This is a genomic window from Pseudoxanthomonas sp. SE1 (assembly GCF_029542205.1).
Taxonomy (GTDB): Bacteria; Pseudomonadota; Gammaproteobacteria; order Xanthomonadales; family Xanthomonadaceae; genus Pseudoxanthomonas_A.
This window is the reverse complement of the sequence record NZ_CP113783.1, coordinates 2,790,109-2,813,869: the sequence shown is the minus strand read 5'-3', so window position 1 is coordinate 2,813,869 and position 23,761 is coordinate 2,790,109. Positions and strand designations below refer to the sequence as shown.

19 protein-coding genes and 2 tRNA genes are annotated in these 23,761 nt (G+C 67.1%); 10 read left to right on the top strand and 11 right to left on the bottom strand.

The window, feature by feature from the left end:
• Window positions 1–59: 59 nt before the first annotated feature.
• From alaS to OY559_RS13270, 3 genes are all read left to right on the top strand, one after another.
• On the top strand, window positions 60–2,711 hold the full coding sequence (alaS, locus tag OY559_RS13280) for an alanine--tRNA ligase (RefSeq protein ID WP_277726717.1): 2,652 nt from the start codon (window positions 60–62) through the stop codon (window positions 2,709–2,711).
• A gap of 149 nt (window positions 2,712–2,860) precedes the next feature.
• Window positions 2,861–3,070, top strand: a complete 210-nt coding sequence (gene csrA / locus OY559_RS13275) for a carbon storage regulator CsrA (protein WP_142124622.1) — start codon at window positions 2,861–2,863, stop codon at window positions 3,068–3,070.
• Between the two features lie 75 nt (window positions 3,071–3,145).
• Window positions 3,146–3,238 (top strand) — tRNA-Ser (locus OY559_RS13270).
• Window positions 3,239–3,345: 107 nt separating this feature from the next.
• Here OY559_RS13270 and OY559_RS13265 read toward each other — a convergent pair.
• Window positions 3,346–3,422 (bottom strand) — tRNA-Arg (locus OY559_RS13265).
• A 261-nt stretch (window positions 3,423–3,683) separates the two neighbouring features.
• On the opposite strand from OY559_RS13265, the gene OY559_RS13260 reads away from it, so the two are divergent.
• Window positions 3,684–5,261, top strand: coding sequence for a right-handed parallel beta-helix repeat-containing protein (locus tag OY559_RS13260; RefSeq protein ID WP_277726716.1), 1,578 nt, complete (start codon window positions 3,684–3,686; stop codon window positions 5,259–5,261).
• A gap of 239 nt (window positions 5,262–5,500) precedes the next feature.
• Window positions 5,501–6,898: a TIGR03013 family XrtA/PEP-CTERM system glycosyltransferase gene (locus OY559_RS13255; RefSeq protein WP_277726715.1), complete on the top strand. Its 1,398-nt coding sequence runs from the start codon at window positions 5,501–5,503 to the stop codon at window positions 6,896–6,898.
• Window positions 6,899–6,922: 24 nt separating this feature from the next.
• Here OY559_RS13255 and OY559_RS13250 read toward each other — a convergent pair whose 3' ends face one another.
• Window positions 6,923–7,840, bottom strand: a complete 918-nt coding sequence (locus tag OY559_RS13250; protein WP_277726714.1) for a glycosyltransferase family 2 protein — start codon at window positions 7,838–7,840, stop codon at window positions 6,923–6,925.
• Here OY559_RS13250 and OY559_RS13245 point away from each other — a divergent pair.
• The gene (locus OY559_RS13245; RefSeq protein WP_277726713.1) at window positions 7,839–8,858 is read left to right on the top strand and encodes a polysaccharide deacetylase family protein; all 1,020 of its coding nucleotides are present in this window, start codon (window positions 7,839–7,841) and stop codon (window positions 8,856–8,858) included. The two genes, OY559_RS13250 and OY559_RS13245, sit on opposite strands and share 2 nt — an antisense overlap.
• 29 nt (window positions 8,859–8,887) lie before the next feature.
• Here the strand turns inward: OY559_RS13245 and OY559_RS13240 are convergent, their stop codons facing one another.
• The 4 genes from OY559_RS13240 to OY559_RS13225 are packed head-to-tail and all read right to left on the bottom strand — an operon-like array spanning window position 8,888 to window position 12,738.
• On the bottom strand, window positions 8,888–9,943 hold the full coding sequence (locus OY559_RS13240; protein WP_277726712.1) for a GNAT family N-acetyltransferase: 1,056 nt from the start codon (window positions 9,941–9,943) through the stop codon (window positions 8,888–8,890).
• Between the two features lie 3 nt (window positions 9,944–9,946).
• Window positions 9,947–10,927: an NAD(+) synthase gene (gene nadE, locus OY559_RS13235; RefSeq protein ID WP_277726711.1), complete on the bottom strand. Its 981-nt coding sequence runs from the start codon at window positions 10,925–10,927 to the stop codon at window positions 9,947–9,949.
• On the bottom strand, window positions 10,924–12,432 hold the full coding sequence (locus tag OY559_RS13230; protein WP_277726710.1) for a class I adenylate-forming enzyme family protein: 1,509 nt from the start codon (window positions 12,430–12,432) through the stop codon (window positions 10,924–10,926). Before OY559_RS13230 ends, nadE begins: the two co-directional genes overlap by 4 nt.
• Before the next feature lie 21 nt (window positions 12,433–12,453).
• Window positions 12,454–12,738: an acyl carrier protein gene (locus OY559_RS13225; protein WP_277726709.1), complete on the bottom strand. Its 285-nt coding sequence runs from the start codon at window positions 12,736–12,738 to the stop codon at window positions 12,454–12,456.
• A 105-nt stretch (window positions 12,739–12,843) separates the two neighbouring features.
• Between OY559_RS13225 and OY559_RS13220 the strand changes: the two genes are divergently transcribed.
• Window positions 12,844–14,058 carry a PQQ-dependent sugar dehydrogenase gene (locus OY559_RS13220; protein ID WP_277726708.1) on the top strand — a complete coding sequence of 405 codons (1,215 nt, stop codon included), beginning with the start codon at window positions 12,844–12,846 and terminating at the stop codon, window positions 14,056–14,058.
• 10 nt (window positions 14,059–14,068) lie between these two features.
• Here OY559_RS13220 and OY559_RS13215 read toward each other — a convergent pair whose 3' ends face one another.
• Genes OY559_RS13215 through OY559_RS13205 form a run of 3 tightly spaced genes read right to left on the bottom strand, consistent with a single transcriptional unit; the run spans window position 14,069 to window position 18,245 of the window.
• The gene (locus OY559_RS13215; RefSeq protein ID WP_277726707.1) at window positions 14,069–15,013 is read right to left on the bottom strand and encodes a class I SAM-dependent methyltransferase; all 945 of its coding nucleotides are present in this window, start codon (window positions 15,011–15,013) and stop codon (window positions 14,069–14,071) included.
• A 34-nt stretch (window positions 15,014–15,047) separates the two neighbouring features.
• Window positions 15,048–17,009, bottom strand: a complete 1,962-nt coding sequence (gene asnB, locus OY559_RS13210) for an asparagine synthase (glutamine-hydrolyzing) (RefSeq protein ID WP_277726706.1) — start codon at window positions 17,007–17,009, stop codon at window positions 15,048–15,050.
• Window positions 17,010–17,057: 48 nt separating this feature from the next.
• Complete coding sequence (locus OY559_RS13205) at window positions 17,058–18,245, bottom strand: glycosyltransferase (RefSeq protein ID WP_277726705.1); 1,188 nt, start codon at window positions 18,243–18,245, stop codon at window positions 17,058–17,060.
• A 92-nt stretch (window positions 18,246–18,337) separates the two neighbouring features.
• Between OY559_RS13205 and OY559_RS13200 the strand changes: the two genes are divergently transcribed.
• Genes OY559_RS13200 through OY559_RS13190 form a run of 3 tightly spaced genes read left to right on the top strand, consistent with a single transcriptional unit; the run spans window position 18,338 to window position 21,529 of the window.
• Entirely contained in the window at window positions 18,338–19,369 is a 1,032-nt protein-coding gene (locus tag OY559_RS13200; RefSeq protein ID WP_277726704.1) for an acyltransferase family protein, read from the top strand.
• 46 nt (window positions 19,370–19,415) lie between these two features.
• A complete protein-coding gene (locus tag OY559_RS13195; RefSeq protein ID WP_277726702.1) occupies window positions 19,416–20,903 on the top strand; it encodes an oligosaccharide flippase family protein in 1,488 nt (495 codons plus the stop codon).
• Window positions 20,900–21,529 (top strand): hypothetical protein, encoded by a 630-nt coding sequence (locus OY559_RS13190; protein ID WP_277726701.1) that lies wholly within the window; start codon window positions 20,900–20,902, stop codon window positions 21,527–21,529. Before OY559_RS13195 ends, OY559_RS13190 begins: the two co-directional genes overlap by 4 nt.
• Before the next feature lie 12 nt (window positions 21,530–21,541).
• On the opposite strand, the gene OY559_RS13185 is transcribed toward OY559_RS13190, so the two are convergent.
• Window positions 21,542–22,639, bottom strand: coding sequence for a GNAT family N-acetyltransferase (locus OY559_RS13185; protein ID WP_277726700.1), 1,098 nt, complete (start codon window positions 22,637–22,639; stop codon window positions 21,542–21,544).
• On the bottom strand, window positions 22,636–23,757 hold the full coding sequence (locus OY559_RS13180) for a GNAT family N-acetyltransferase (RefSeq protein ID WP_277726699.1): 1,122 nt from the start codon (window positions 23,755–23,757) through the stop codon (window positions 22,636–22,638). Before OY559_RS13180 ends, OY559_RS13185 begins: the two co-directional genes overlap by 4 nt.
• Window positions 23,758–23,761 lie beyond the last annotated feature (4 nt).

Below are 23,761 nucleotides of genomic sequence, written 5' to 3'. Positions count from 1 at the left end.
CACCCGCATGTAGCGGAGAGCGCGGCGCGGAGATGCGCCTTCCAGCCAATGCCTGCCAGATGACCACTCCCAATACCTTCAGCACCCGCCAGATCCGCCAGGACTTCCTCGATTTCTTCGCCGGGAAGGGCCATACCATCGTGCCGTCCGCCTCGCTCGTGCCCGGCAACGATCCTACGTTGCTGTTCACCAATTCCGGCATGGTGCAGTTCAAGGACGTGTTCCTGGGCGCCGAGAAGCGCAGCTATGTGCGGGCGGCCGACGTGCAGCGCTGCCTGCGCGCGGGCGGAAAGCACAACGATCTGGATTCGGTCGGTTACACGGCCCGCCACCACACCTTCTTCGAGATGTTGGGCAACTGGTCCTTTGGCGATTACTTCAAGAAGGAAGCCATCGGCTGGGCGTGGGAACTGCTGACCGAGGTCTGGAAGCTGCCCAAGGAACGGCTTCTGGTCACGGTGTACCACACCGATGACGAAGCCTACGACCTGTGGCACGACATGATCGGCCTGCCGGCCGAGCGCATCGTGCGCATCGGCGACAACAAGGGTGCGCCTTACGCGTCCGACAATTTCTGGCAGATGGCCGATACCGGGCCCTGCGGCCCGTGCACGGAGATTTTCTACGATCACGGCGACCATATCGCGGGTGGTCCGCCGGGTTCGCCGGATGAAGACGGCGATCGCTACATCGAGATCTGGAACAACGTCTTCATGCAGTTCGACCGTCAACCCGACGGTACGCTGATACCGCTGCCGGCACCCTGCGTCGATACAGGCATGGGCCTGGAGCGCCTGGCGGCCGTGCTTCAGCACGTCCACACGAACTATGAGATCGATCTGTTCCAGGGCCTGATCCGCAAGGCCGCCGAACTGACCGGCACGGCCGATCTGGAGAACAAGTCGCTGCGCGTCATCGCGGACCATATCCGTGCGTGCAGCTTCCTCATCGTCGATGGCGTGCTGCCATCCAATGAGGGCAGGGGTTATGTGCTGCGACGGATCATCCGTCGTGCCCTGCGCCACGGCTGGATGTTGGGCATGCGCCAGTCCTTCTTCCACAAGATGGTCGGCACGCTGTCCGACCTGATGGGCGACGCCTACCCGGAACTGCCGGCGGCCCGCGACCTGGTCGAGCGCGCGCTCAAGGCAGAGGAAGAGCGGTTCGCGGAGACGTTGGATTCCGGCATGCGCATCTTCGACGACGTCGCCGCACGCGCGGCCGATGGGATCATCCCGGGCGCCGATGCGTTCCGGCTGTATGACACGTACGGCTTCCCGGTCGACCTCACTGCCGACATCGCACGTGAGCGCGGACTGACCGTGGACATGGCCGGGTTCGATGCGGCGATGGAGCAACAGCGGGAAACCGCACGTGCCGCCGGCAAGTTCACCTCGAATACCGGCTTGCCCGCCGACCTCGTGGCCCAGCTCTCGCCCACGGTCTTCCTGGGATACGACCACCTGGATGCCGGCGGCCTGCAGGTCGTGGCGCTGCTGAAGGACGGGCGCCCGGTGGCGTCCGTGGAAGCGGGCGATGAGGCGGTGGTTATCCTGGACAAGACGCCGTTCTACGCGGAATCCGGCGGGCAGGTCGGCGATACCGGCGTGCTGGCCGAACAGGGCGTCGAGTTCGATGTCGCGGACACGCTGAAGTTCGCGGGCCAGTTCCATGGCCATGCCGGCCGTGTCGCCAAGGGCACGCTGAAGCTGGGCGACCATGTGGTGGCATCGGTGGACGCGATGCGTCGCGCCAGCACCATCCTGAACCATTCCGCCACCCACCTGCTGCACGCGGCGTTGCGCGAAGTGCTCGGCACCCACGTCCAGCAGAAGGGCTCGCTCGTCGCACCGGACCGCCTGCGCTTCGATTTCTCCCATTTCCAGCCGATGACGGCGGTGGAACTGGCCGAGGTAGAACGTCGCGTCAACGCGCAGATCCGTGCCAACAGCGCAGCCGAAGTGCATCACATGGGCATGCAGGAAGCACTGGATTTCGGCGCCGTGGCGTTGTTCGGCGAAAAATACGGCGAAAACGTGCGCGTACTGAAGATGGGCGATTACTCCACCGAACTCTGTGGCGGTACCCATGTCGGCCGCACCGGCGACATCGGCCTGTTCAAGCTGGTCGGTGAAAGCGGCGTGTCCGCTGGCGTGCGCCGCATCGAGGCGGTGACGGGGCAGGGCGCACTCGACCATGTGGCCGGCGAGGAGCGCCGGCTTGCCGAAGCGGCTGGGCTGCTGGGCGGCAACACCGGTGAGGTGGTCGAGAAGATCCGCGCGCTGGCCGACCGGCAGAAGAAGCTCGAGAAGGAACTGGAGTCCCTCAAAGCCAAGGCGGCCTCCAGCGCCACGTCGGACCTGGGCGGCTCGGCTGTCGAGGTAGGGGGTATCCGTGTCCTCGCTTCGCGGCTGGAAGGTTTCGACGCCAAGGCGCTCCGCGATGCCATGGACCGCCTGAAGCAGCAGTTGGGCGACGCAGTGATCGTCCTCGCGGGCACCGCGGATGGCAAGGCGGCGCTGGTGGCAGGCGTGAACGGTGCCGCAACGGGGCGGGTCAAGGCGGGGGAACTACTGTCACATATCGCCAGTCAGATCGGGGGCAAGGGCGGTGGTCGCCCGGACCTCGCCCAGGGTGGTGGTGAGGACGGGCCCGCCCTTGCCACCGCCCTCGCAGGCGTTCCCGGATGGGTCCAGCAACGCCTTGGCTGATCCGCCATTCGACCATACGGCGCTTGCGGCCATGTGCCCCCGGCCGCTACCATGCTTTAGGTTCATGAATGTACCAGGAAGCTGTCGGCCCATTTTCACAAGGCTGGCGCGCCCCCGGCACTATCCTTGCCGGATTACGGAGAAGAAACATGTTGATCTTGACCCGCCGTGTCGGCGAAACCCTGATGATCGGTGATTCGGTCACAGTGACCGTGCTTGGCGTGAAAGGAAATCAGGTGCGTATCGGTATCACCGCGCCCAAGGATGTGGCCGTGCATCGCGAAGAAATCTACCAGCGCATCCAGCGCGGTGAAGAGATCGCGTCACCTGCAGGTTCGGAAAACGTCACTTCGGAGTGAATTTGTTTGCCGCCCGCGCGGCGAGTCGCTATCCTAGGCGGCCGCTGCAGCATGGCTGCAACGTGCGAAAAAACCGGAGTGATGCCCGAGTGGCCGAAGGGGCTCCCCTGCTAAGGGAGTATAGGGTCAAAAGCCTTATCGAGGGTTCGAATCCCTCTCACTCCGCCAGTTTGAAAAAGCCCCGCATTGCGGGGCTTTTTTTTTCGAACGAAGCGGTGTTTGTCTTCGGATGGGCGAAAAAAAACAGGCTGACCTAAGTCAGCCTGTTTCGAGAATGGCGCGCCCGGAGAGATTCGAACTCCCGACCGCCTGGTTCGTAGCCAGGTACTCTATCCAGCTGAGCTACGGGCGCGTTTCGTTAGACGCGGAATTCTGCACGAACGACTTTCACCCGTCAATAACCTGATCGAAAAGATTCCTTCAGCACGATGCCTGCGGCCGCTTTCGGCGGTCCTTCGCGTACTTGAAGGCAGGTCCGATCGCCGAAATGGGGCGCGCGTCTCACCCGCAGTGCCCATTGAAGGTCTGGATTAGCGGGTTGTTCACGCCCGCGTCGGGACAATGATCCGGCAGGGGAAACAACAGAACGCGAGCAATCGCGGGAGTCCATTTGATGCATTTCTCAAAACCCTTGCTTGGGCTGGGGCTGCTGGCGGCTGTCCCCTTGAGCGCGGCCGCCGCAACTTACAACGTTGGTCCGGGGCGCACCTACACGCAGCTGACGACCCTCTTCAACAGCGTCAATCTTGCGCCGGGCGACATCGTCGAAGTGGACGGCAATGCGACCTATGCCGGCAATATCGTGGTGGGCAGCGACGACAGCGGTACCGAAGCCAGTCCGGTGACGATCAGGTGGCGCCGCGTCGCCGGGGCGACCCGACCCGTGCTGTCGGGGGGTAGCCATACCATCAAGTTCCAGCAGTCGAATCACGTCGTGTTCGAAGGCTTCGAGGTGACCGGCGGAACGAGTTCCTGCATTTTCAGCGAAGCCCACAACGCCACGGTGCGCGATGCATACGTGCATGACTGTCCCTCGCACGGCATCCTGGGCGCCGACCAGAACTCCGGGTCGTTCACGCTCGAATACAGCGAGATCGCCCGCTCGGGACAGGGCGACCGCCGGCATGCGATCTACATGCAGTCCGACGAGGTGGCCTATCCGGACACCGTGTTCAAGATGCGCTACAACTACGTGCACAGCGCCACCGGCGGCGTGCTGGTGCGTGTACGCCACCAGCGTGCCGAAATCCATTACAACTGGATCGAGGGATCGGACCTGCATGAAGTCGAGCTGATCGGACCCGACTGCGAGACGCAGAAGTCCGGCTGGACCGCGGATCTCCGGCGCGAAGATGCCGAACTCGTCGGCAACGTCATCATCCATCGCTCGACGAGCCGTTCGGGCAATGCGTTGCGCATCGGCGGCGATCTCAACGGACGCAACCAGGGCCGCACGCGCCTGGTGAACAACACCATCCTGATGGACCGTTCCGGCACGGCCAACGCCGTACTGGTCCAGCTGGGCCAGGGCTCGCTGGAGATGCACAACAACGTGATCTACCAGCCGGCAGCGGGCAGTGCGCCCAGCATCGTCCGCGAGAATCCCGCGAGCAATGTCGATACGCCCTACTGTGGCCCGCAGAGCAGGGAGCCTTGGTCGGATGGCCGCAAGGTCGCCGGCTCCAACAACTGGGTGCAGACAGCGGCGGCGATGGTGCCGACGGAGTGGACGGGTACCCTGCGGGGGAGCGACCCGATGTTCGTCGATCTGGCGCAGCGCAATCTCCGCCCTCGCGCGGGCAGCCCGCTGTTGAACACGGGCAACAACACCCCCGTCACGCCGGCTGCGTTCCCGTTCCCGTCGCCGCAATTGCTGCCGGCATTCGATCCGCCGTTGCGGACCAAGCTCGCGATCGGGGACGCGCACGCCCGTCTTCTGCTGGAGAACCGCATCGATGTCGGGGCATTCGAACAGTTCGACATTGACCAGGTCTCCGACCCGATCCGGGTGAATGGATCCCAACCGTTGATCCCTTCACGCCCCGCCGGAACGGCGGCACAGCCGGTGACCGCGTCGCAGCCGGCCGTTGCCGCGCCAGCGCCGGCCACGCTGCCGGCCGTCCGCGAGCGGCCGCGCTGGCGACAGGCGCCCGCAGCACGCTATAGAAGGGGCGTCGTTCTCCGCCGCTGACGCAGTGGGTCCGTTTTCCCCAGTTACGACCAGAGGCCGCCCTTCGGGGCGGCTTTTTTCTTGTTCCGCTGTCCGCCAGCGACGGAAAGTCACGTTCGAGGAGATGTGTCGGAGGTAAGAAGACGTGCCGGAGCCAGAGCGATGGTCTTCCCCGGAAGGGGATGGCCGCGTGGCGACGGAATGAAACGTATCGCGGTACGGGCCGGGGGTGCTGGCCGGTACGGCAGCAGGGGACGTCGATGAAGGCAACGCACAAGAGCCGCAAGGACCGGGTCATCCGGTTCCTGTGGTTGGGGGAAGTGGTCGTACTGTTCGCGGCCGTGATGGCAGCGGCGTGGATCCGCTTCCACACCGATCCGGAATACCAGGTGATGTTCCTGGAGCAAACGCCATGGCGGGCCGCACTGGTGGCTTTGGCGATCACCGGCTCCATGACCGCCTTCGGTCTTTACCAGACCCATGTCCGGCATACGCGCATGGACTTCGCGCTGCGCCTTGCGCTTTCGTTCGCGTTTGGCGGCATCGCGCTCGTCGTCCTGTACTACCTGGTGCCCCAGGCCTATCTCGGTCGCGGCGTGCTGGCCATTTCGTTGGGCATCGGGGTGGTCAGTATCGTGGTGGTGCGCATCGGGTGGGTGCGGGTGTTCCATTCGGACGTACTGAAGCAGCGCGTCCTGATTCTCGGCGCCGGCCGCAACGCGGACCTCATCAATTCCTGCATGCGTCGCCGCTCGGACCGTCGCACGTTCTCGGTGGTGGGATTCGTGCCGGTGCCGGGCCAGCCCGTGCATGTACAGGAGGACATGCTGGTCCACATGGGGGACGAAGGACTCCACGCCCTCACGGAACGCCTGCTGATCGATGAGTTGGTGATCGCACCCGATGAGCGTCGCGGCGGGCTGCCCATGGAGCAGATGCTCCAGTGCGTGCAGCAGGGAATTTCGGTGGTGGACCTGTCCAGCTTCTTCGAACGCGAAGCGGGCATGGTGCAACTCAATGCCGTGGATCCCTCGTGGCTCGTGTTCTCGGGCGGCTTCGACTACTCCACGCCACGACGCTTGAGCAAGCGCTTCTTCGATCTGCTCGCCGCAGGCGCGCTGCTGCTGGTCAGCTGGCCGCTGATGGTCCTCGTAGGCCTCGCTGTCTGGCTCGAGTCGGGCGGGCCTGTCTTCTACAGCCAGACGCGCGTGGGCGAGCGTGGGCGCCATTTCACGTTGACCAAGTTCCGCAGCATGCGGGTGGATGCCGAGAAAGGCGGTGTCGCGATCTGGGCGAGCAAGGATGACGACCGCAGCACGCGGGTAGGACGCTTCATCCGCAAGACGCGCCTGGACGAACTGCCGCAGCTCATCGCGGTGCTGCGTGGCGACATGAGCTTCGTGGGCCCGCGGCCCGAGCGTCCGCATTTCGTCGACATGCTCAACGATGAAGTGCGCTATTACGGTGTGCGGCACAGCGTCAAGCCTGGCCTGACCGGATGGGCGCAGCTGCGCTACCCCTATGGTGCTTCGGTGCGCGATGCGGAAGAGAAGCTCAAGTTCGATCTCTTCTACGTCAAGAACCATGGCCTGGTGTTCGACGTGATGATCCTGCTTCAGACCGTAGAGGTCGTGTTGTTCGGCCGCGGCGCGCGCTGAGGCCGCGCCATGCGGAAAGGGAATTCAACCGGCCGGGAGCAATCCGCGCAGGAAGCGTTTCAGGCCGAACGGCAACAGGGCCAGGATCTCGCGACGTTGTCCCCTGTCCCGGGAAAACCGCCAGGCGCGGTTGGCCAGCCTGGCGCCCGCAGCCCAGCGACGGCGTATCAGCATGCCGCGCGCATTGCGGAGATAGGTGCCGGCGAGCGCCGCGTCCAGTTCGCCGTCGTCGAGCGCGCCACGGGCACTGGCGACCGCGGCTTCGACCACGCGGACATAATCGTCGTACGTGCTGCTGGCTGCCGACAGGCCTTCGTGCCCGCGCATCGCGCGGACGAGGGCCTGTTCGACGACGCCGATCGGCCAGTGGCGTGCGACCCTGAGATGGAACTCGAGATCTTCGGCAGTGCGCAATGTCTCATCGAACCCGCCCAACTGGTCCACCACCTGCCGGCGGAGCATGACCGACGCCGGAACCAACGCCGGGTTGTGCAACAACCATCGCAGCGCCCAGCCATCCTCACGGATCACATCGCGGCGATGGAAGACGTCGATATGGCGGTAATCGCCATCGATGCGCTCGACGTCGCAGACGACCATGCCGAAGTCCGGCCTGGATTCGAGGAATGCCACCTGCAGTGCGGTCTTCTCCGGCAGCCACTCGTCGTCGCTGTCGAGCAGTGCGAGATAGCGGCCACGGGCGAGGCGGAGGCCATGGTTGCGCGCAGCCGAGACGCCGGCGTTGGATTGCCATACGTGCTTCACGCGCTCGCCGTAGCGCGCCTGCAGCATGTCGGCCGTGCCGTCGGTGGAGCCGTCGTCCACCACGATGATCTCGTCGATGCGGCGGGTCTGCGCGAGTACGGAATCGATGGCGCGCGGCAACAGGTCCCGGCGGTTGTACGTCGGTATAATCACTGAAACTTCGATGTCGGGCGCCATGCTGAAGGACGTCTCCAAGAAGCTGTTGTATACGAGCGGTCTGCTCGGCCTCTATCACCGGCTGCGCAATGCGGACAGCCTGACGGTGGTGATGTTCCATCGTACCTTGAGTCCGGACGATCCGCGCTGGGCGACCTGCGACCCGGACTACACGCTTGCCACACGCTGGCTTGAGCAGTCGTTGGCCTTCTTCCGCCGCCACTACAGCGTGGTGTCGCTGGAGCAGGTGCTGGCCTCGCGCAGGACGGGCGCAGCCCTGCCGCCGAGATCCCTGCTGATCACTTTCGACGACGGCTGGGCCGACAATGCCCACTACGCGCTCCCCGCGTTGAAGCGGGCTGGCTTGCCGGCGCTGCTGTTCGTGGTGGCCGATGCGGTGGGAACCCGGCAGCCTTTCTTCCAGGAACGCCTCATCGGCGCGTGGCGGCGCGGAGCGCTGGGGGTGCGCGAACTCGCGGCTGCGTTGCCGGCTGGCGAGGCGCCAGGGACCGAGGTCGATGAGACCATAGGCGCCCTGCGCGAAGTGATCGCGCGCCTCGAAGCATTGGAGGCGGATGTCCGCGCGCGCGTGCTGGCGCCTTTCATGGCGCGGCTCGATGATGGGCACCGCCACATGGTCACGGTCGAGGAACTGCATCAGCTTGAAGCCGGGGGCGTGGCCCTGGGCCTGCATGGCAAGACTCATGCACCAATGAAGCTGGCGGATGATCTGGACGCGGAACTTGCCGGTGCACGCGCATCGCTTGCCCGGCAGCTGGGGCAACCGCATGCCAATGCGGAGTCGATGTCGTTCCCGCATGGATCATTCGATGCCGCCATCGCGCAGCGCGCGCGCGAAGCCGGTTACGAGTTGCTGTTCACCAGCGTGCCGGTACTGAATCCCACGACGAAGGGAGTTGGCTGGCTGCTGGGCAGAACGGGCTTCGAAACCGATGCGGTCGTCGATGCCAAGGGGCGGTTCCGCGAAGATTGGCTGGCGCTGTACCTGTTCCGACGCCAGGCGCGTCGCCTGGCCTGAGGCTGCCACGCACGCGCGTCGCGTGCGTGTTATTCGTCTTCGTCCGCCGAGGTCAGGAACAGCGACGCGGCGGCTGCCGGTTCGCCTGACGAGCTCCAGCGCGTGAACACCGGTCTCCGTCCGCGCTCGACGAAATGCAGCGCCTGCCACCCCTCGCGTTGCGCGTCCGATGCGCACATCTCCACCGAGACAGCCGCGCAGCCCGACTTGCGTGCTGCACGAAGCAGCTCCCCCACATGCATCGCCGCCATGCCGTGGGCACCGTCGAGGGACCAGAAGTCGCGTACATGCAGCGTACCCTCGATGCGCTGCACGGCGAACCAGGCCTGCAGGGCACGGTCGCGTGCGCGCTTCACCAGCAGATAGCGGGTGGTCGCCAGCGGACACTCGTCGAAGCGCCAGCGCAGATGGCCGACATCGCGTACCGCCATGACATCGTCGCCCTTGTGGGAGTCCGCCCACACCGCATCGATGCGGGCATCGGCCTGGTCCGCCCATGCCGAGCGCAACGCCGGCCCGCGCAGGCGCGACCATGCATCGCGGAGCGCGACGACCCTGTCGGCGGCCCAGCCCGCAGGTGATGCGAGCCAGCCCGGAAGGCGACTGCGAAGATAGTGGGCATGGCGCAGCACGCGTGCGTAGCGCACCAGATGCGCGGACTGGGCATATCCGATCCGCTTGAACACCGGGGCGGCCTTGGGATTCGGGAAGCCGTAGAGAACATCGAGCGCTTCGTCCGCAGCCGCGATCAATCCCTGCTGCAACATCAGGGCAGGCCCCAACGAACGATGCTGGGGCAGCACGGCGAGGTCGACGAGTACGCCTGCACGCAGTTCGCGCCCCTGCCACACGAGGCGGCGCCTGCCAGCCGATGCCGTGCCCGCATGCGTCTGCGTCGGGACATCGAGCAGCAACTGCAGCAGCGGCTCGCCATGCGGGCAGCGCAGGTAGAACCACTCGTACTTCGCGGTCATCCGGGCGTCCTGGCCCAGGTTTCCCCGCCACAGCGCGAGCACCGTCTCGCGATCGCGCGCCGGGTGACCGGCCTGCACGAGGTACTGCGGGGCGGGGGGGGCGACGTTCATCGCTCAGCCGAGTTCCGGGACGTCGCCGGCCAGCACCGGCGCCATGTGCAGGTACTGCGTGGTGCGGCGCTTGTTGCGGATGTCGTCGTAGACGGCCTGCGCCTGCGCCGGCGTGATGCCCAGCGCGATGGCGAGTTCGCCCGCCGGCCTGTCATGGTTGAGGGCCCACAACGCCAGGTCCATCTGCTGGTAGGGCAGGGCGAAGTAGAACTCGTCCTGGCCCTGGCTCAGGCTGTAGGTGTCGGTGGTCGGTATGGCGGCGCAGACGCGCTCGGGCAGGCCGAGATGGCGTGCCATGCCGTACACCTGCGATTTGTAGAGGTGCGCGATCGGCTTGACGTCCGCCGAGCCGTCGCCGTTCTTGACGAAGAAGCCCTGGTCGTACTCCACGCGGTTGGGCGTGCCGACCACGCCGTAGTTGAGGCGGTCGGCATGGAAATACTCCAGGGTCTTGCGGATGCGCTGCTTGAAGTTGGTGGCAGCGACGATGGTCAGGTAGTCGGCCAGGGCGAGGTCGCGTTCGTGCAATACGCTGTCCGGCGACTGCGCCACCAGGCGGAAACGGTTGATGCGGCCTTCCGTGCCGCCGTCGATGACGATCTTGAACTTCCAGCCTTCGGCATACTCGGGCAGCGTGTTGCGAACGGCTTCGTCGCGCGCGCGGTAGCAGCCGATCGCTGCCAGCGCGGGCGCGATGTCCACCGTCTCGGTCCGCACGCCCAGGTGTTCGGCGAGGATGCGTGCGCGCGCGGCGCTGTCGTCGGAGGAATCACGCTCGGGCAGGATCAGCGTGAAGACGCGATCCGGTCCCAGGGCGCGCACGGCCAGCGCGGCGCTGACGGAGCTGTCGATGCCGCCCGAAATCGCGACCACCAGGCCGCGTCTGTGCAGCTGGCGCGCGGTGATCTCGCGCAGGCGTGCGGCGATGCGGTCGGCTTCGCTCTGGTAGTCGATGTCGAGGACATGGTGATCGAGCTGGCTCATGGCGTGGTGGTCTGCTCCGTCAGTTGGATGCGTCTGACCTTGCCGGATGCAGTCCGCGGCAGGGCTTCGACGAAGGTGATGTGTCGGGGAATCTTGTAGGCCGGCAGGCGTGCACGGCAGTGCGCCTTGATGCGGTCTTCTGCACGCGGGATGCACTCGTCCGCCACCACGAAGGCCTTGATGACCTGGCCCAGCGTATCGTCGTCCACGCCGACCACGGCCACTTCGCGGATGCCGGCAAGCTCCGCGATGACTTCTTCCACGTCGTTGGGGTGCACGCGGTGGGCGCCGGTCTTGATCATGTCGCTGCGCCGGCCCTGCAGGAACAGATAACCATCGGCGTCGACATGGCCGAGATCACCGGTATGCAGCCAGCCATCGCGCAGGACCGACGCGGTGCCGGCGGGGTGGTTCCAGTAGCCCTGCATGATGCCGGGACCGCGCACGCAGACTTCGCCTGCTTCGCCCGTCGCGGCAGGACTGCCGTCCTCGCGCAGGATGCGCCACTGCGTGTCCTGCACGGGGATGCCGACCGAGCCCCGCTTGTCGTCCAGACGTTCCGGCGGAAGCCAGCTGATCCGCGACGTGGCTTCGGTCTGGCCATACATCAGGAACAGGCGCGCATCCGGAAGCACCGCGCGGACGCGGTCGGCGACCGCAGGCGCCATCGCGCCTCCCGCCTGCGTCAGGTAGCGCAGCGAAGACAGGTCGTGGCTGCGGCGCTCCAGCATCTCCATCAACAGCACATAGGTGGACGGAACGCCGGAGAACCCGGTCGCGCGGTGGCGCTGCAGCGCGTCAAGCACCTGGATCGGGAACACCATGCCGGGGCCAAGCACGAGGCACGCACCGCTGGCCAGATGGGTATGCAGCACCGATGCGCCATAGGCGTAGTAGAACGGCAGCACGCTGACGATCACGTCTTCGCGCGTCAGGTCCAGGTAAGCGATGACGGCATCGGTATTGGCGGCGAGATTCGTATGGCTCAGCATCACGCCCTTGGGCTCGCCGGTCGTGCCCGAGGTGTAGAGCAGTTGCGCCAGCGTGTCGTCGGCATCGCGCTGCGGCCAGTCTTCGTCGCCCTTGACCGCGGGCAGGCCGCCGTCCGGCGCCAGCGCGATCGCCTGCGGCGCGGGTGTCGCGTCTTCCCATTGCGCGAAGGTCTGCTCCATGTCGCGATGCCCACTTTCATGCACCACGAAGCGCGCACCGCAGTGGCGCAGCCAGGGCATGAAGTCGCGCGAACGCGCCTGCGCATTCAGCGGTGCGGCGACGCCGCCGGCCAGCCAGATGCCATACAGGGCCACCGCGGCCTCGATCCTGTTCGGGAGCACCAGCGCCACGCGCTCGCCTGCCCGCAATCCGGCCTGGCGCAGGTGATGCGCGAAGCCGGAGGCCTGCGACCAGAACGTGCCGTAGTCGATCGTGCGCTCGCCCTCCATCATCGCGGTGCGCTGCGGCGTGGTACGGGCGATCCGCGCGAGTCGGGTGGCGAGGCGCTCCATGGCGACGGCGTGCGCGACGGGTCAGCCGGCCAGCTTGCGCGAGATGAACGCGTCGACGGTCTGGATGGAGTCGAAATTGGCGGGCGTCATCTCTTCCGCCGCGATCTGCAGCTTGAACGCGTCCTCCAGGAAGAACACCAGCTCGTGGATCCCCGTCGAGTCGATGATGCCGCCCTGGATCAGCGAATCCTGATCGCCCACGGCGGAAGGATCATCCGAGAAGAGAAAGTTCTGCAGGATGAAGGTTTTGATCTGCTGCTTCTGCGGCATGGTTTCCCCAACGCTTCTTGTTCCGTTGCTGCTCACATGAACGGCGGTTCCGCGTATCACCGGCCATCTGGACGGGGGGCTGGCGGACGATCCGCCGGTGCTACCATCGCGGCCCTGCAACCCTGCCGACAGGAGTCCACGATGCGTCTGTCCCTGTGTCTGCTGGTCCTGGCGCTGGCGGCGTGCCGCCAGGCCGATCCCGTCGCGGCGCCCGCCGCACCGCCCCGCTCGATGCAGGATCCGGTGCCAACGGCCTACGCGTCGGAGAAGCAGGATTTCGTGGTGTCGGAACAGGTCGTCGGCCTCGACCATCCCTGGTCGCTCGCCTTCCTGCCCGAGGGCGGCATGCTGGTCACCGAACGGGCAGGACGACTGCGCAGGATCGCCGCCGACGGCAGCGTGTCGGCACCCGTCACCGGGTTGCCGGAGATCTTCGTCGATGGACAGGCCGGTCTGCTGGACGTCGCCCTGTCGCCCGGTTACCCGCAGGACGGTTGGGTCTACCTGGCCTTCGCAGAGCCCAATTTCCGCGGCAACAAGGCGGGGACGGCGGTCGTGCGCGGCAAGCTGCAGGGCGATGCGCTGGTCGAGTCGAGCGTCGTGTACCGGCAGGAGCCCAAGCTCTCGCACGGCACCCACGTCGGTGCACGGCTGGTGTTCGACGACCAGGGCAACCTGTTCGTCACCCAGGGCGACAACCGCGTCGGTGCGGCCACGGCGCAGGAGCTGGACAAGCTGTCCGGCAAGATCGCGCGCATCCGTCCCGATGGCGCGGTGCCCGCGGACAATCCCTTCGTGTCGCGCGCAGGTGCCCGTGGCGAGATCTGGTCGTACGGCCATCGCAACGTGCAGGGTGCGGCCCTGCACCCGGTGACGCGCCAGTTGTGGGCCACCGAACATGGGCCCATGGGCGGCGATGAACTCAACCTGCCCAGGGCCGGCCTCAACTACGGCTGGCCCGTGATCACCCACGGCATCGATTACAGCGGCCGCCCCGTACCGGGTTCGCAGGGTACGGCGGCGCCGGGCATGGAGCAGCCCCATCATGTCTGGGCGAAATCGCCCGGGCTCAGCGGCATGGCGTTCTATACCGGCGACGCGTTGCCGGGCTGGAAGGGCAATCTGTTCCTGGGCGCGCTGGCGGCCAAGGCGCTGATCCGGCTGGAGCTGGAAGGCGACCGCGTGGTGCACGAAGAACGCCTGCTGACCGAACGCAACCAGCGCATCCGCGACGTGCGGCAGGGGCCGGATGGCGCACTTTACGTGCTGGTGGATGCACCGGCACCCGACGGCAAGCTGCTGCGTATCGCCCCCGCGCCTGCGACAACCGCGCCGGCACAGGCCGCGGCGCAGTAGCGCGCGACGGTCAGCCGGCCGCGCTCGCCGCCGGCTTGCGCGCGATGAAATCCACGCTGGTGATGCACAGCTGCTCGGCCGGTACGTGGGCGAACTGCGGGTGCACGGGCATGCCGGCAAGCTGGCGCATGCGTTCGGGCCGTGTCGTGGACGTGTCCAGTTCGATGTCGAACCCATGCCTGCGCGCGCCCTCCACGAACCAGTGCGCGCGCAGCCGGTTCTGGTAGAGAAAGGCGTTGTTCCAGCGTTGCCACTGGGTGTCGGAATACTTCAGGTAGTGCAACTGGTGGATGCTGCGGTCCACGTAGGCGTAGTGGTCGCCGCAATTGACCGAATGGAACATCAGGCCGTGCGGCGACAGGATGCGCATGGCTTCGGCGTACATCGCATCGATCACGTCCGGTGGCACGTGTTCGAGCACGCTGTTGGAGAACACCACATCGACATCGCCGTCCGGAAGCGCGGTACGGGTGGCGTCCGCCGGCGAGCGGTAATGGATCACGCCGCCGCTGGCGGCGTCGAGGTCGGCACCCGCGCGCAGGCGTTCGAGCAGCTGTCGATGGCGTTGTTCGACGTCCGCGAGCGGAACCCCGGCAGCGGTGGCGATGCGATCGAGGAAACGGCCGAGCACGTCCGCGCAGCGCAACGTCAGGTCCATGCGCAGGTGCGGATTGAGATCGTACGTGGTCACCCGCGCGGCACCTGCCAGGTAGCAGGCGAACGGGAATGTCGGATACCACCCGGTACCGATCTCGAAGCAGCGGACGCCGGGCAGCACGATGCCGGCGCCGCGCAGGTGGCCGATCATGATTTCCCAGTCGTCCACCTTGGTCGCGAGTTCACCGTCGAAATCGCGCAGGCCGCCGAAGCGGCGCTGCAGGTGGAAGTGCAGCCCATGCCCACCGGGCAGCGCGCCGAGAACTTTCTGGATGGTGCCCTTGACCCGCCAATCCATGCCTTGATCCCCTCGAGATGTCCGAGTGTGCGTCCTACGCGACCGCGCCGGAAGGGTGTGCCGCCGGAGTGGGCGACAAGCGCGCCTCGACGGTCTGCCGATGCACCAGCATCGTGGAAAGGATGCCCACGAACGCCTGGTTGTCGGCGAAGCCCGTCGCCCGTCCCAGCCGGCACTTCTCCACCAGCCGCGATACCGGCGCGGGGTCGAAATAACCGGCATCGCGGATCGCATCGGGCGACAGCAGGTCGGCGACGTAGTCCAGCGGCTTGCCATCGAAGAAGAAGCTCTGGCTGTCCGGTGCACGGTACGGCTGCTTGGTCCGCTTCACGATGTCCGCTGGCAGCAGTTCCGCCAGGGCGCGCCGCAGCAGGTACTTTTCGGTCATGCCGCGGATCTTGAAGCTGGGCGGCAGGCGGTTGGCGAACTCGATGACGCGATGGTCGAGGTAGGGGAAACGCCCTTCGATCGAGTTCGCCATCGCCACCCGGTCGCCCTGCGACGACAGCAGGTAGCCGGCCAGCAGCGACTTGGCTTCCACGTACTGGTCGCGTGCGAGATCGTTCCATCGCGCCATCTCCGGCGGCAGCGTGTGCTCGTAGGCGTCCAGCGGATCCCAGTGGGCGGCCATGGTCCGCAGTTCCGGCGCCAGGAAGGCGAAGGCACGCTGCGAGGTGGTCCAGCGCGGGACATGCGCGAAGATCGGCCGGTGCAGGTGCTCCATGCCCTGGCCGAAGAACGACTGCGCGAACGCCGGGCTGCTCACCGGCGAGTTCTGCAGGTAGCCGTAGAGCTTTTCCAGCAGGCGCGGGCGCAGGCGGGAGTCGGGCTGGCGCGCCCAGAAGCGCCGCACCTTGGCTTCCTTGAACAGGTCGTAGCCGCCGAACACTTCGTCGGCACCTTCGCCGGTCAGCACGACCTTGTAGCCGTGCTGGCGCACGCTGCCGGCCAGCAGCATCAACGGGACGGGCCCGGTGCGCAGCACGGGTGTTTCCGTGTGGCGGATCAGGCGGGGAAACGCATTGCCGATGTCGCGGCGCGTGCACATCAACGTGGTGTGCTCGGTGCCCAGGTGCCTCACCATCGCCTGCTGGTGCGCGCTTTCATCGAACTCGCCATCCTCGAACGCCACCGAGAACGTGCGCACCGGCGTGTCCGTGAATCCGCGGATCAGCGCGACGATGCCGGACGAATCGAGGCCGCCGCTGAGGTAGGCGCCCACCGGGACGTCGGCGCGCAGCTGCAGGCGCACCGCATCGACCAGCAGTTCGCGCAGTTCCGCCGTGGCCTGCTCCAGCGTGAGCGGGTACCGGGAAGGCGATGTCGCTTCCGCGTCCGGGAACGTCCAGTCCCAGTAGCGGCGCAGGTGCTGGCGCCCGTCGCGCTCCACCGTCAGCACATGGCCGGGCGGCAGGCTCTGCACGCCCTGGTACAGCGTCTCCGGATCCACCGGCGCCCAGTAGGTCAGCGTCTGCAGCAACGCCTGCGGCTCGAGGTGCGCACATTCCGGCAGCACGGCCAGCAGCGATTTCACCTCGGAGGCGAACCACAGGCGACCGCGCTGGCGGGTGTAGTACAGCGGACGGATGCCGGCCCGGTCGCGCGCCAGCACCAGGCGCTGGCGTTCGCTGTCCCACAGGGCGATGGCGAACTGGCCGTTGAGGTGATGGACGAAGTCCTCGCCGTAGCGGTCGTACAGATGCACGATCACCTCGGTGTCGGACTGCGTGTAGAACACGTGGCCCTTGTCCTCCAGCATCCTGCGCAGTTCGACGAAGTTGAAGATCTCGCCATTGAACACCGTCCACACGGTACGGCGCGGATTGTGGATGGGCTGGTCGCCGGTGGAGAGGTCGATGATCGACAGGCGCGCGTGCGCCAGGCCGACACTCGGCGCGACGTGGAAGCCGAAGCCGTCCGGACCGCGGTGCGCCAGTGGCTGGATCATCCGCTCCAGCCAGGGCCGCGCCTCCGTCGAGACGACCCCGGGACCCATGAAACCCGCGATTCCGCACATGTGCTGCTTCCCCTGTCCGTGTTCTTGTCAGGCCTGGCCGGTGGCGCAGTACGCCCGGCCGGCATGCGTTTCGGCGAGCGCTTCCCCGCAGGCATCCAGGGTGTCCCGGGCGACCTGCTCCCAATTGCGGGAGAAGCGCCGCGCGAGTGCGGCTTCGTCCCAGTCCCGTTGCAGTGCCTGCACCAGTGCGGCCGCGAGTGCATCCGCATCGCGGGCCGGCACCAGCACGCCGTTGGCCGCATCCACCACTTCCGGGATGCCGCCGACCGGCGTCGCCACCACGGGCCTGCCGCACGCCAGCGCTTCGACCAGCACGTTGGGATGGCCTTCCGAGTAGCTGGGCAGCGTGACGACATCGGCGGCGACCATCCAGCGCGCCACGTCGGCGGGGGCCTGTGCACCGGCGAGTTGCAGCGGCAACGAAGGATCGGCGGCGAGTGCCGCATCCAGCTCGCCCCGCAGCGGACCTTCGCCCACCAGCACCACGCGGGCGCGTGGCCGCTCCGTCGACAGGCGGCGCGACGCGTGCAGCAGTTCGCGCAGGCCCTTCTCGGCGACGAGACGTCCCACGTACAGCACCACCTCGGCGTCTTCCGCCATCCCGAGCGCACGCCGTGCGGCGCTGCGGTCGCCGGGATGGAACAGGCTGGCATCGCAGCCATTCGGAATGGCGCGGATGCGATGGGGTTCGGCACCGTAGCCGTCGACGGCTACGCGCCCCAGGTCTTCGCTGACCACCAGCAGCCGGCGCGCCGCGCGGACCACGGGTCGGGTCAGGCGGCGGCTGACGGCATCCCGCACGCGCAGATCGGAGCCACGCGCACCCGCGACGAAGGGGACGCCGGCCGCGTGGGCGGCGCGCATCGCGCCGTAGCCGTCCGGATACAACCAGTAGGCCAGCACGACATCAGGCGCAAATGCACGCAACGGCGACGCGAGCGCCCGTGCACACAGGTGGCCGTTGAAAGGGCGGCTGATCGCCGGCAGTGCGGGATAACGGACATAGTCCACTTCGCAGCCGGGCACCCCCTGGGCGTCTTCCGCTGCGCGATACAGGTAGCTGCGGGGTTGCGCCCAGCGCGGATAGGTGGCGACCGGGCTGATCACCTTCACCTCGGCGAGCCGCGACAGCTCGCGCACGGTCTGGTAGACGGGGCGGCCGCGGTTGGGTTCCCCGGCAATCGGGAACTGGGAGGTTACGATCAGGATGCGCATGCAGGAGACGTGAGGGAGAGGCGGCCGCGCTGTCCGCAGCACGGCGTGGTTGGCGTTATGAGAACCGAGTCATGCGGATGCAGGGGAACAGGGTGGGTCACGAAACGTCTACGCCCTCGCGGATGGTGGAACTGGACGCCCTGCGCGGTATCGCCGCTGTCGCCGTGCTGGGTTACCACTTCACAACGCGTTATCAGGAGCAGATAGGCCATGTGGGCGGCATGGCGCTCGACCTGCGGGTAGGCAAGTACGGCGTCTACCTGTTCTTCCTGATCAGCGGCTTCGTGATCTTCATGACACTGGAGCGCACGCGCACCGCCATGGATTTCGTGGTGTCGCGCTTTTCCCGGCTCTTCCCCGGGTACTGGGCGGCCGTCCTGCTCACTGCCGCGGTGGTCTATGCCGCCGGGCTGTCGATGCAGCAGCTTCCGCTGGGCTCGCTGTTGCTCAACTTCACCATGGTGCAGGAGATCCTGGGCGCCGAGCATCTGGATGGCTCCTACTGGACCCTGCAGGTCGAACTGTTCTTCTACGTGCAGATGCTGTTCTGGTTCATGGTCGGCCAGCTCAGGCGCATCCACTGGATCATCGGCGGATGGCTGCTGTTGGCGACGGTCGAGGGCCTGTGCGAGAAACACCACTGGCACTTCTCGTACTGGGTGCGTGAACTGCTGATCCTGCGCTTCATTCCGTTCTTCGCACTGGGCATCCTGTTCTATCGCATGCATCGCCATCCTGGCGAGTGGCGGCTCAACCTGGCGATGGTGCTGTTGGCGCTGCTGGCCATCGCGGTCGGCGAGCGGCCGGTCTTCCTGCCGGTGGCGCTGGCCTGCTGCGTGATCTTCGCCTTGTTCATCCGCGGCGGGCTCGGGTTCCTCGATACGCGGTTGTTCGTGTTCCTCGGTGGCATCTCGTATGCGCTGTACCTGGTACACCAGGCCATCGGTTTCGTGGTGATCCACCAGCTGGAGCAGCGTGGCGTGCCGGCGTTGCTGGCGTGCGTGGTGGCGGCCACGGTGTCGCTGGCGCTGGCAGTGGGCCTGAACCGTGGCGTCGAACGGCCGCTGATGGCGCGGATGCGCGAAGGCTGGCGGCGGCGCGGGATGCGTCTGGAGACGACGTGAGCGATCATCCGGGCACCGGAAACACGCACCGGCACGGGACGCTTGCTTGAACGATCACCGAAAGATCTTTTCCGGCGCCGCGCTCGGCATCATCGGTGGCCTGTCGGGACGCGCGGTGGGCCTGGTCGGAACCCTGCTGATCGCGCGCCACCTGACGCCGGACATCGTGGCCGAAGTGACCGTGGCCACGGTGATCGCGCTGACCGGCAACTGGATCGCCGCGTGGGGGTGCGGCCAGTACGTCGTGGTCCGCGGGGGCGAGGGCAGGGACGCCATCTTCGCCGCGAGCATGGTGTACCTGCTTGCAGGCATCGTCATGATCGCAGCGCTCTGGTGGGCCACGCCGACGCTCGCGCAGTGGCTGCAGGCGCCGCGGGTGGCCGACTACCTGCCGGGCGCACTGCTGGGCATCGGCATACGCCGCCTCGGTGCGATTCCGGACAAGCTGCTCGCACGCGAGTTGCGCTTCGGTCGGATCGCGCTGGGCACCGCGCTGGGCGACGTGGCCTATGCGGTGGTGGCCGTCTCGCTGGTCAGCATGACCGCGCTGGGGGGGCAGGCGATGATCATCGCCTTCATCGTCCAGTCCTGCGTCATCGCCGGCGCGACGATCACGGCGACGCGCCTGCGCGATTGGCTGCAGCCGGTGCGGGTATCCGCTGCGCGGCTGCGCGACATCCTGCGCTTCGGCGCGCCGATCACGGGCGAGATCGTCCTGAGCGAAGGCGCGCGCTACTGGGACAAGCCGCTGATGTTCCGGCTCGTGGGTGCGCACGATGCGGGCAGCTATGGCATGGCGTTCAACCTTGCGCAGTTGCCCGCGGTGTATGTGGGCGGGCACATCGGCACGGTGATGGTGCCGGCGGTGACGCGCGCCCCACCGCAGGAGCGGCCCGCCCTGATGGTGCGTGCGCTGACGTTCGCGGCATTGCTCCTGTTCCCGATGTCGGCAGGGCTGGCGATATGTGCGCCCACCCTGGTCGGTGCGCTGCTGCCCCCGACCTGGTGGCAGGTCGCGCCGCTGTTGAGCGTGCTCGCCATCGCGGCGCTGCCGGGCACGGGCAGCTTCATCCTGTCCGCGTTCCTCGCTGCGCATGCACGCAATCAATGGCTGATGTGGATCGAGGTGGCGACCATGGCGACCCTGGTGTCGTCGTTGTGGCTGCTGTCGAAGGGCGGCGTGCTGCTGGCGTCGGGCGCCATCGGCGTGGCCGCGCTCGTGCAGTGGCTGCTCACGGTGCGTGCCTGCCGCGCCGACGGTCTGCGCCTGCAGGGACTGGTGGGGCCCTGTCTGCGCATCGCACTGGCGTGTGCATTGATGGGCGTGGCCGTGCTGGCCTGGCGCTGGGCCACGCAGGCGCACCTGGCCATCGGCTGGCGGTTGGCGGGTGAAGTGCTTGTGGGCGTGGTTGTGTATGGTGGAGCGATATGGGGTGTCGGGCGCGACCTGGTCGGGGACGCGCTGGCAGGGTTGGGGATGTCGCGTCGGCGGCACCTCGAAGATCGGGTGCGAGAAGGGGAAAGCACACCATGATTCATTTCGATGCCATCGCCTTGCTGCGACGGCCGGCGGCGACGCAATGCACGATGACGCTGTCGGAGGAGCAGCGCTTCGTCGAACTGCGTGAAGCGGACATGGACCGGCTGGTGGCGGCGTACCGCGCCAACGGCATGTCGGGGAAGCCGGAACGGATCCTGCGGCGCTACCGCCACGGCATGCGTTGCTTCGGCATCATCGAGGGCGAAGAACTTGTCGCATGGTTCTGGGCGCTGCATGGCGTGCCGCGTTACATGGACGAGCTTGCCTGGCAGCTGCCGCTGACGCCCTCCCAGGTATGGTTGCGCGATGCGTTCGTGGTGCCCAGGCGGCGCGGGCGGCGACTGCTGGTGGCGATGATGGGGCAGGGCATGAGCGTCGAATCCACGCCGATGGAATATTTCTCCGACGTGAGCGTGTCCAACCGGCCGTCGTTGCGGGCCCACGATGCGATGGGATTCAGTCGCTATGCGACGGTACGTTGCCTGCGGGTCGGCGAGGCATGGTTCTGGCGCAGCCTGCCACCGAAGGAGTTCCCGGCACCGGCCAGGATCAGGCCTGCGCAGCGCCGCCTGCGTCTGACCGCCGAAGAGATCGCCTGGCACCGCGAACAGATCGCCTGACGCGGCGTATCGTCAATCGTCATGCCCGCGCTTGTACGCGAGCGGACGCAGCGGGCGCGCCGCGGCGATCAACCCACGCTGCAGTCCCTTCGCATGCAGGATGCCGGACACCATGGGCTGGCGATCGGGCAGCAGCTCGCCCATGTAGGAATCTTCGTGGGCCTGGCTGTCGAACAGGGCCAGCCCGGGCCATCGCCCGTCCAGCGCCTGCAGCAGGTGCCATTCGTTGAGTTTGCCGGGGCTGGCGTTGGCGAAGTTCGCATCCCAGCCCGTCTTGAAGCCGCTCAACGCGTGGCCGCACAACAGGTTGCTGCTGGACGCCACCACGTGGTCGCCGCACAGGGTTTCGACGAATACCATGTGGCCGCGGTCCGCCAGGCGTGCACTGGCTTCCAGGAAGAACGTGCGCTCCGCGTCGGATGCGAGCATGGAGCTGCCCTGCGCACCCTTCCAGCCCGCATCCTCCAGGGCCAGGTGGCGGGTGGCCGCATCGGCATCCGCCTCACGGCCCTCGAGGATGCGCAGGCTGACGTCGCCGCGTTCCTGCAGCCGCCGGGCCCGTCGACGCAGGTCCTTCGCCACGTTCGGCCGGACCCGCGCGGCCGCCGGCACATCGCCTGGGAAGCGGCGCAGCACCGGCCGCCGCGAGAAGCCGGTCTGGTTCCAGCGCAGTCCTGTTCCTTCGCGCAATGCCGTCCACAGTTCGCCGTCGGCGGCCACGTTGTGCCACACGATCGCGCGCTCGCGCCAACTGCCCCGATGCATCAGGCGGGCGAATTCCCCGGCGATGGCGCTGGCCTCGCCCGGCAGGTGCAGGATGCCGGACTGGAACGCATGCAGGTGCCGGTACGCGCGCCAGTGCGGCATCGGCACGAACAGGTTCGCGGCGCGCCGCTGCAGGCAGGTCAGGGCAAGCAGGTCGCCTCCCCGCTCGATGGTCAGCACCACCGGCGGCGCATCCGGCGTCAGCCAGCGCGCCGCCGCCTGCACGAAACCCGGCAGCAGGAAGGGCACGGAGGCCGCGGTGGCATGCGCCAATCCGTCCCAGGCTTCGATATCGGCCGCGGTCAGTTCGTCGAGCGTCCTCAGCCGCGTGCGCAATACGCTCACGGCAGGATCTCCTGGCCTTTCCGGCGACGGTACAGGTCGACGATGCGCGCACGCCAACCTACGCGATCCACCGACAACCACGCCATGCGTCCTTCGGCCATCGCCAGCGAGCGCTTGTACTCGGCGTTGCCGGCCATCAGTTCGTAGCGGTCGAAGCCAAGTCCGGCGAACTCGTTGATGGCCGTGCTGAGCAGCAACAGCCCCGGGCTTCCGGTGCCGCCGATCTGCCGGTAGTTGATGCCGGCCTGATAGAAGTAGGCGATGCCACGCCAGACCAGGTGGTACAGGTAGCCCACGACGGTGCCGCCGGCCTCCAGGCGCATGAGATGCACGCCGGTCTCCTGCGTGGAGGCCGCGATCAGGGCGCGGTGGAACGCGATGATGCGCGGATCGGCGAACGCGCCCTGCTCGCCGGCGTCCTCGTCCCAGTGCGCCTGGTGCAGGCGGACCAGTTCGTCGAAGAATGCCAGCCGGTCGGCGACCGTCACCGCCGTGCAGCAGGCCAGTGGACCGAACTGGTCGATCAGCTTGCGTGCCGTGCGGCGCAGGTTGGCGCGCGTGCGGCTGCCCGGCACGGTGGTGACGTAATCCTGGTGGCCCAGGCGCAGGCTGGCCAGATCGACATAGGGGGTCGCGCTGCTGGTCCGCTGCAGGCGCAGGCGCGGTGAGCGCAATCGTTCCAGCGGGAGCGCGTCCATGTCGATGCCCGGCAGGTAGAGGGTCAGCCAGTGGCGCTCATGGCGTTCGAAGTGGTCGACGCAGGCGACCAGCACATCGTCCTCGTGTCCCGCGAGCGACAGCACGCCATTGAACTCGACGGTGATGCTGTCGGCCACGCGATCGCCGACCTGGTGCAGGCGCACGTGCTTGAGCCCCAGTGCGAACCAGCGCCGCTGTTCCACCACGATGCCCAGGCCGACCACGCGGCCCTCGACATGCACCGACAGCAGGCGCGCGCGTCGCAGCGGGCACAGGGTGCGAAGCCAGGCGCCGATCCACATCCAGCTCAGGAAGAAGCTGCCACGCGATTGCTGCTCAAGGGCCCGCCATTGCGTTTCCAGCAGGTCCAGCGGGGGCAACTGCTCCACCCGCACGTCATACAGGGCAGACGGCGTCACGCTG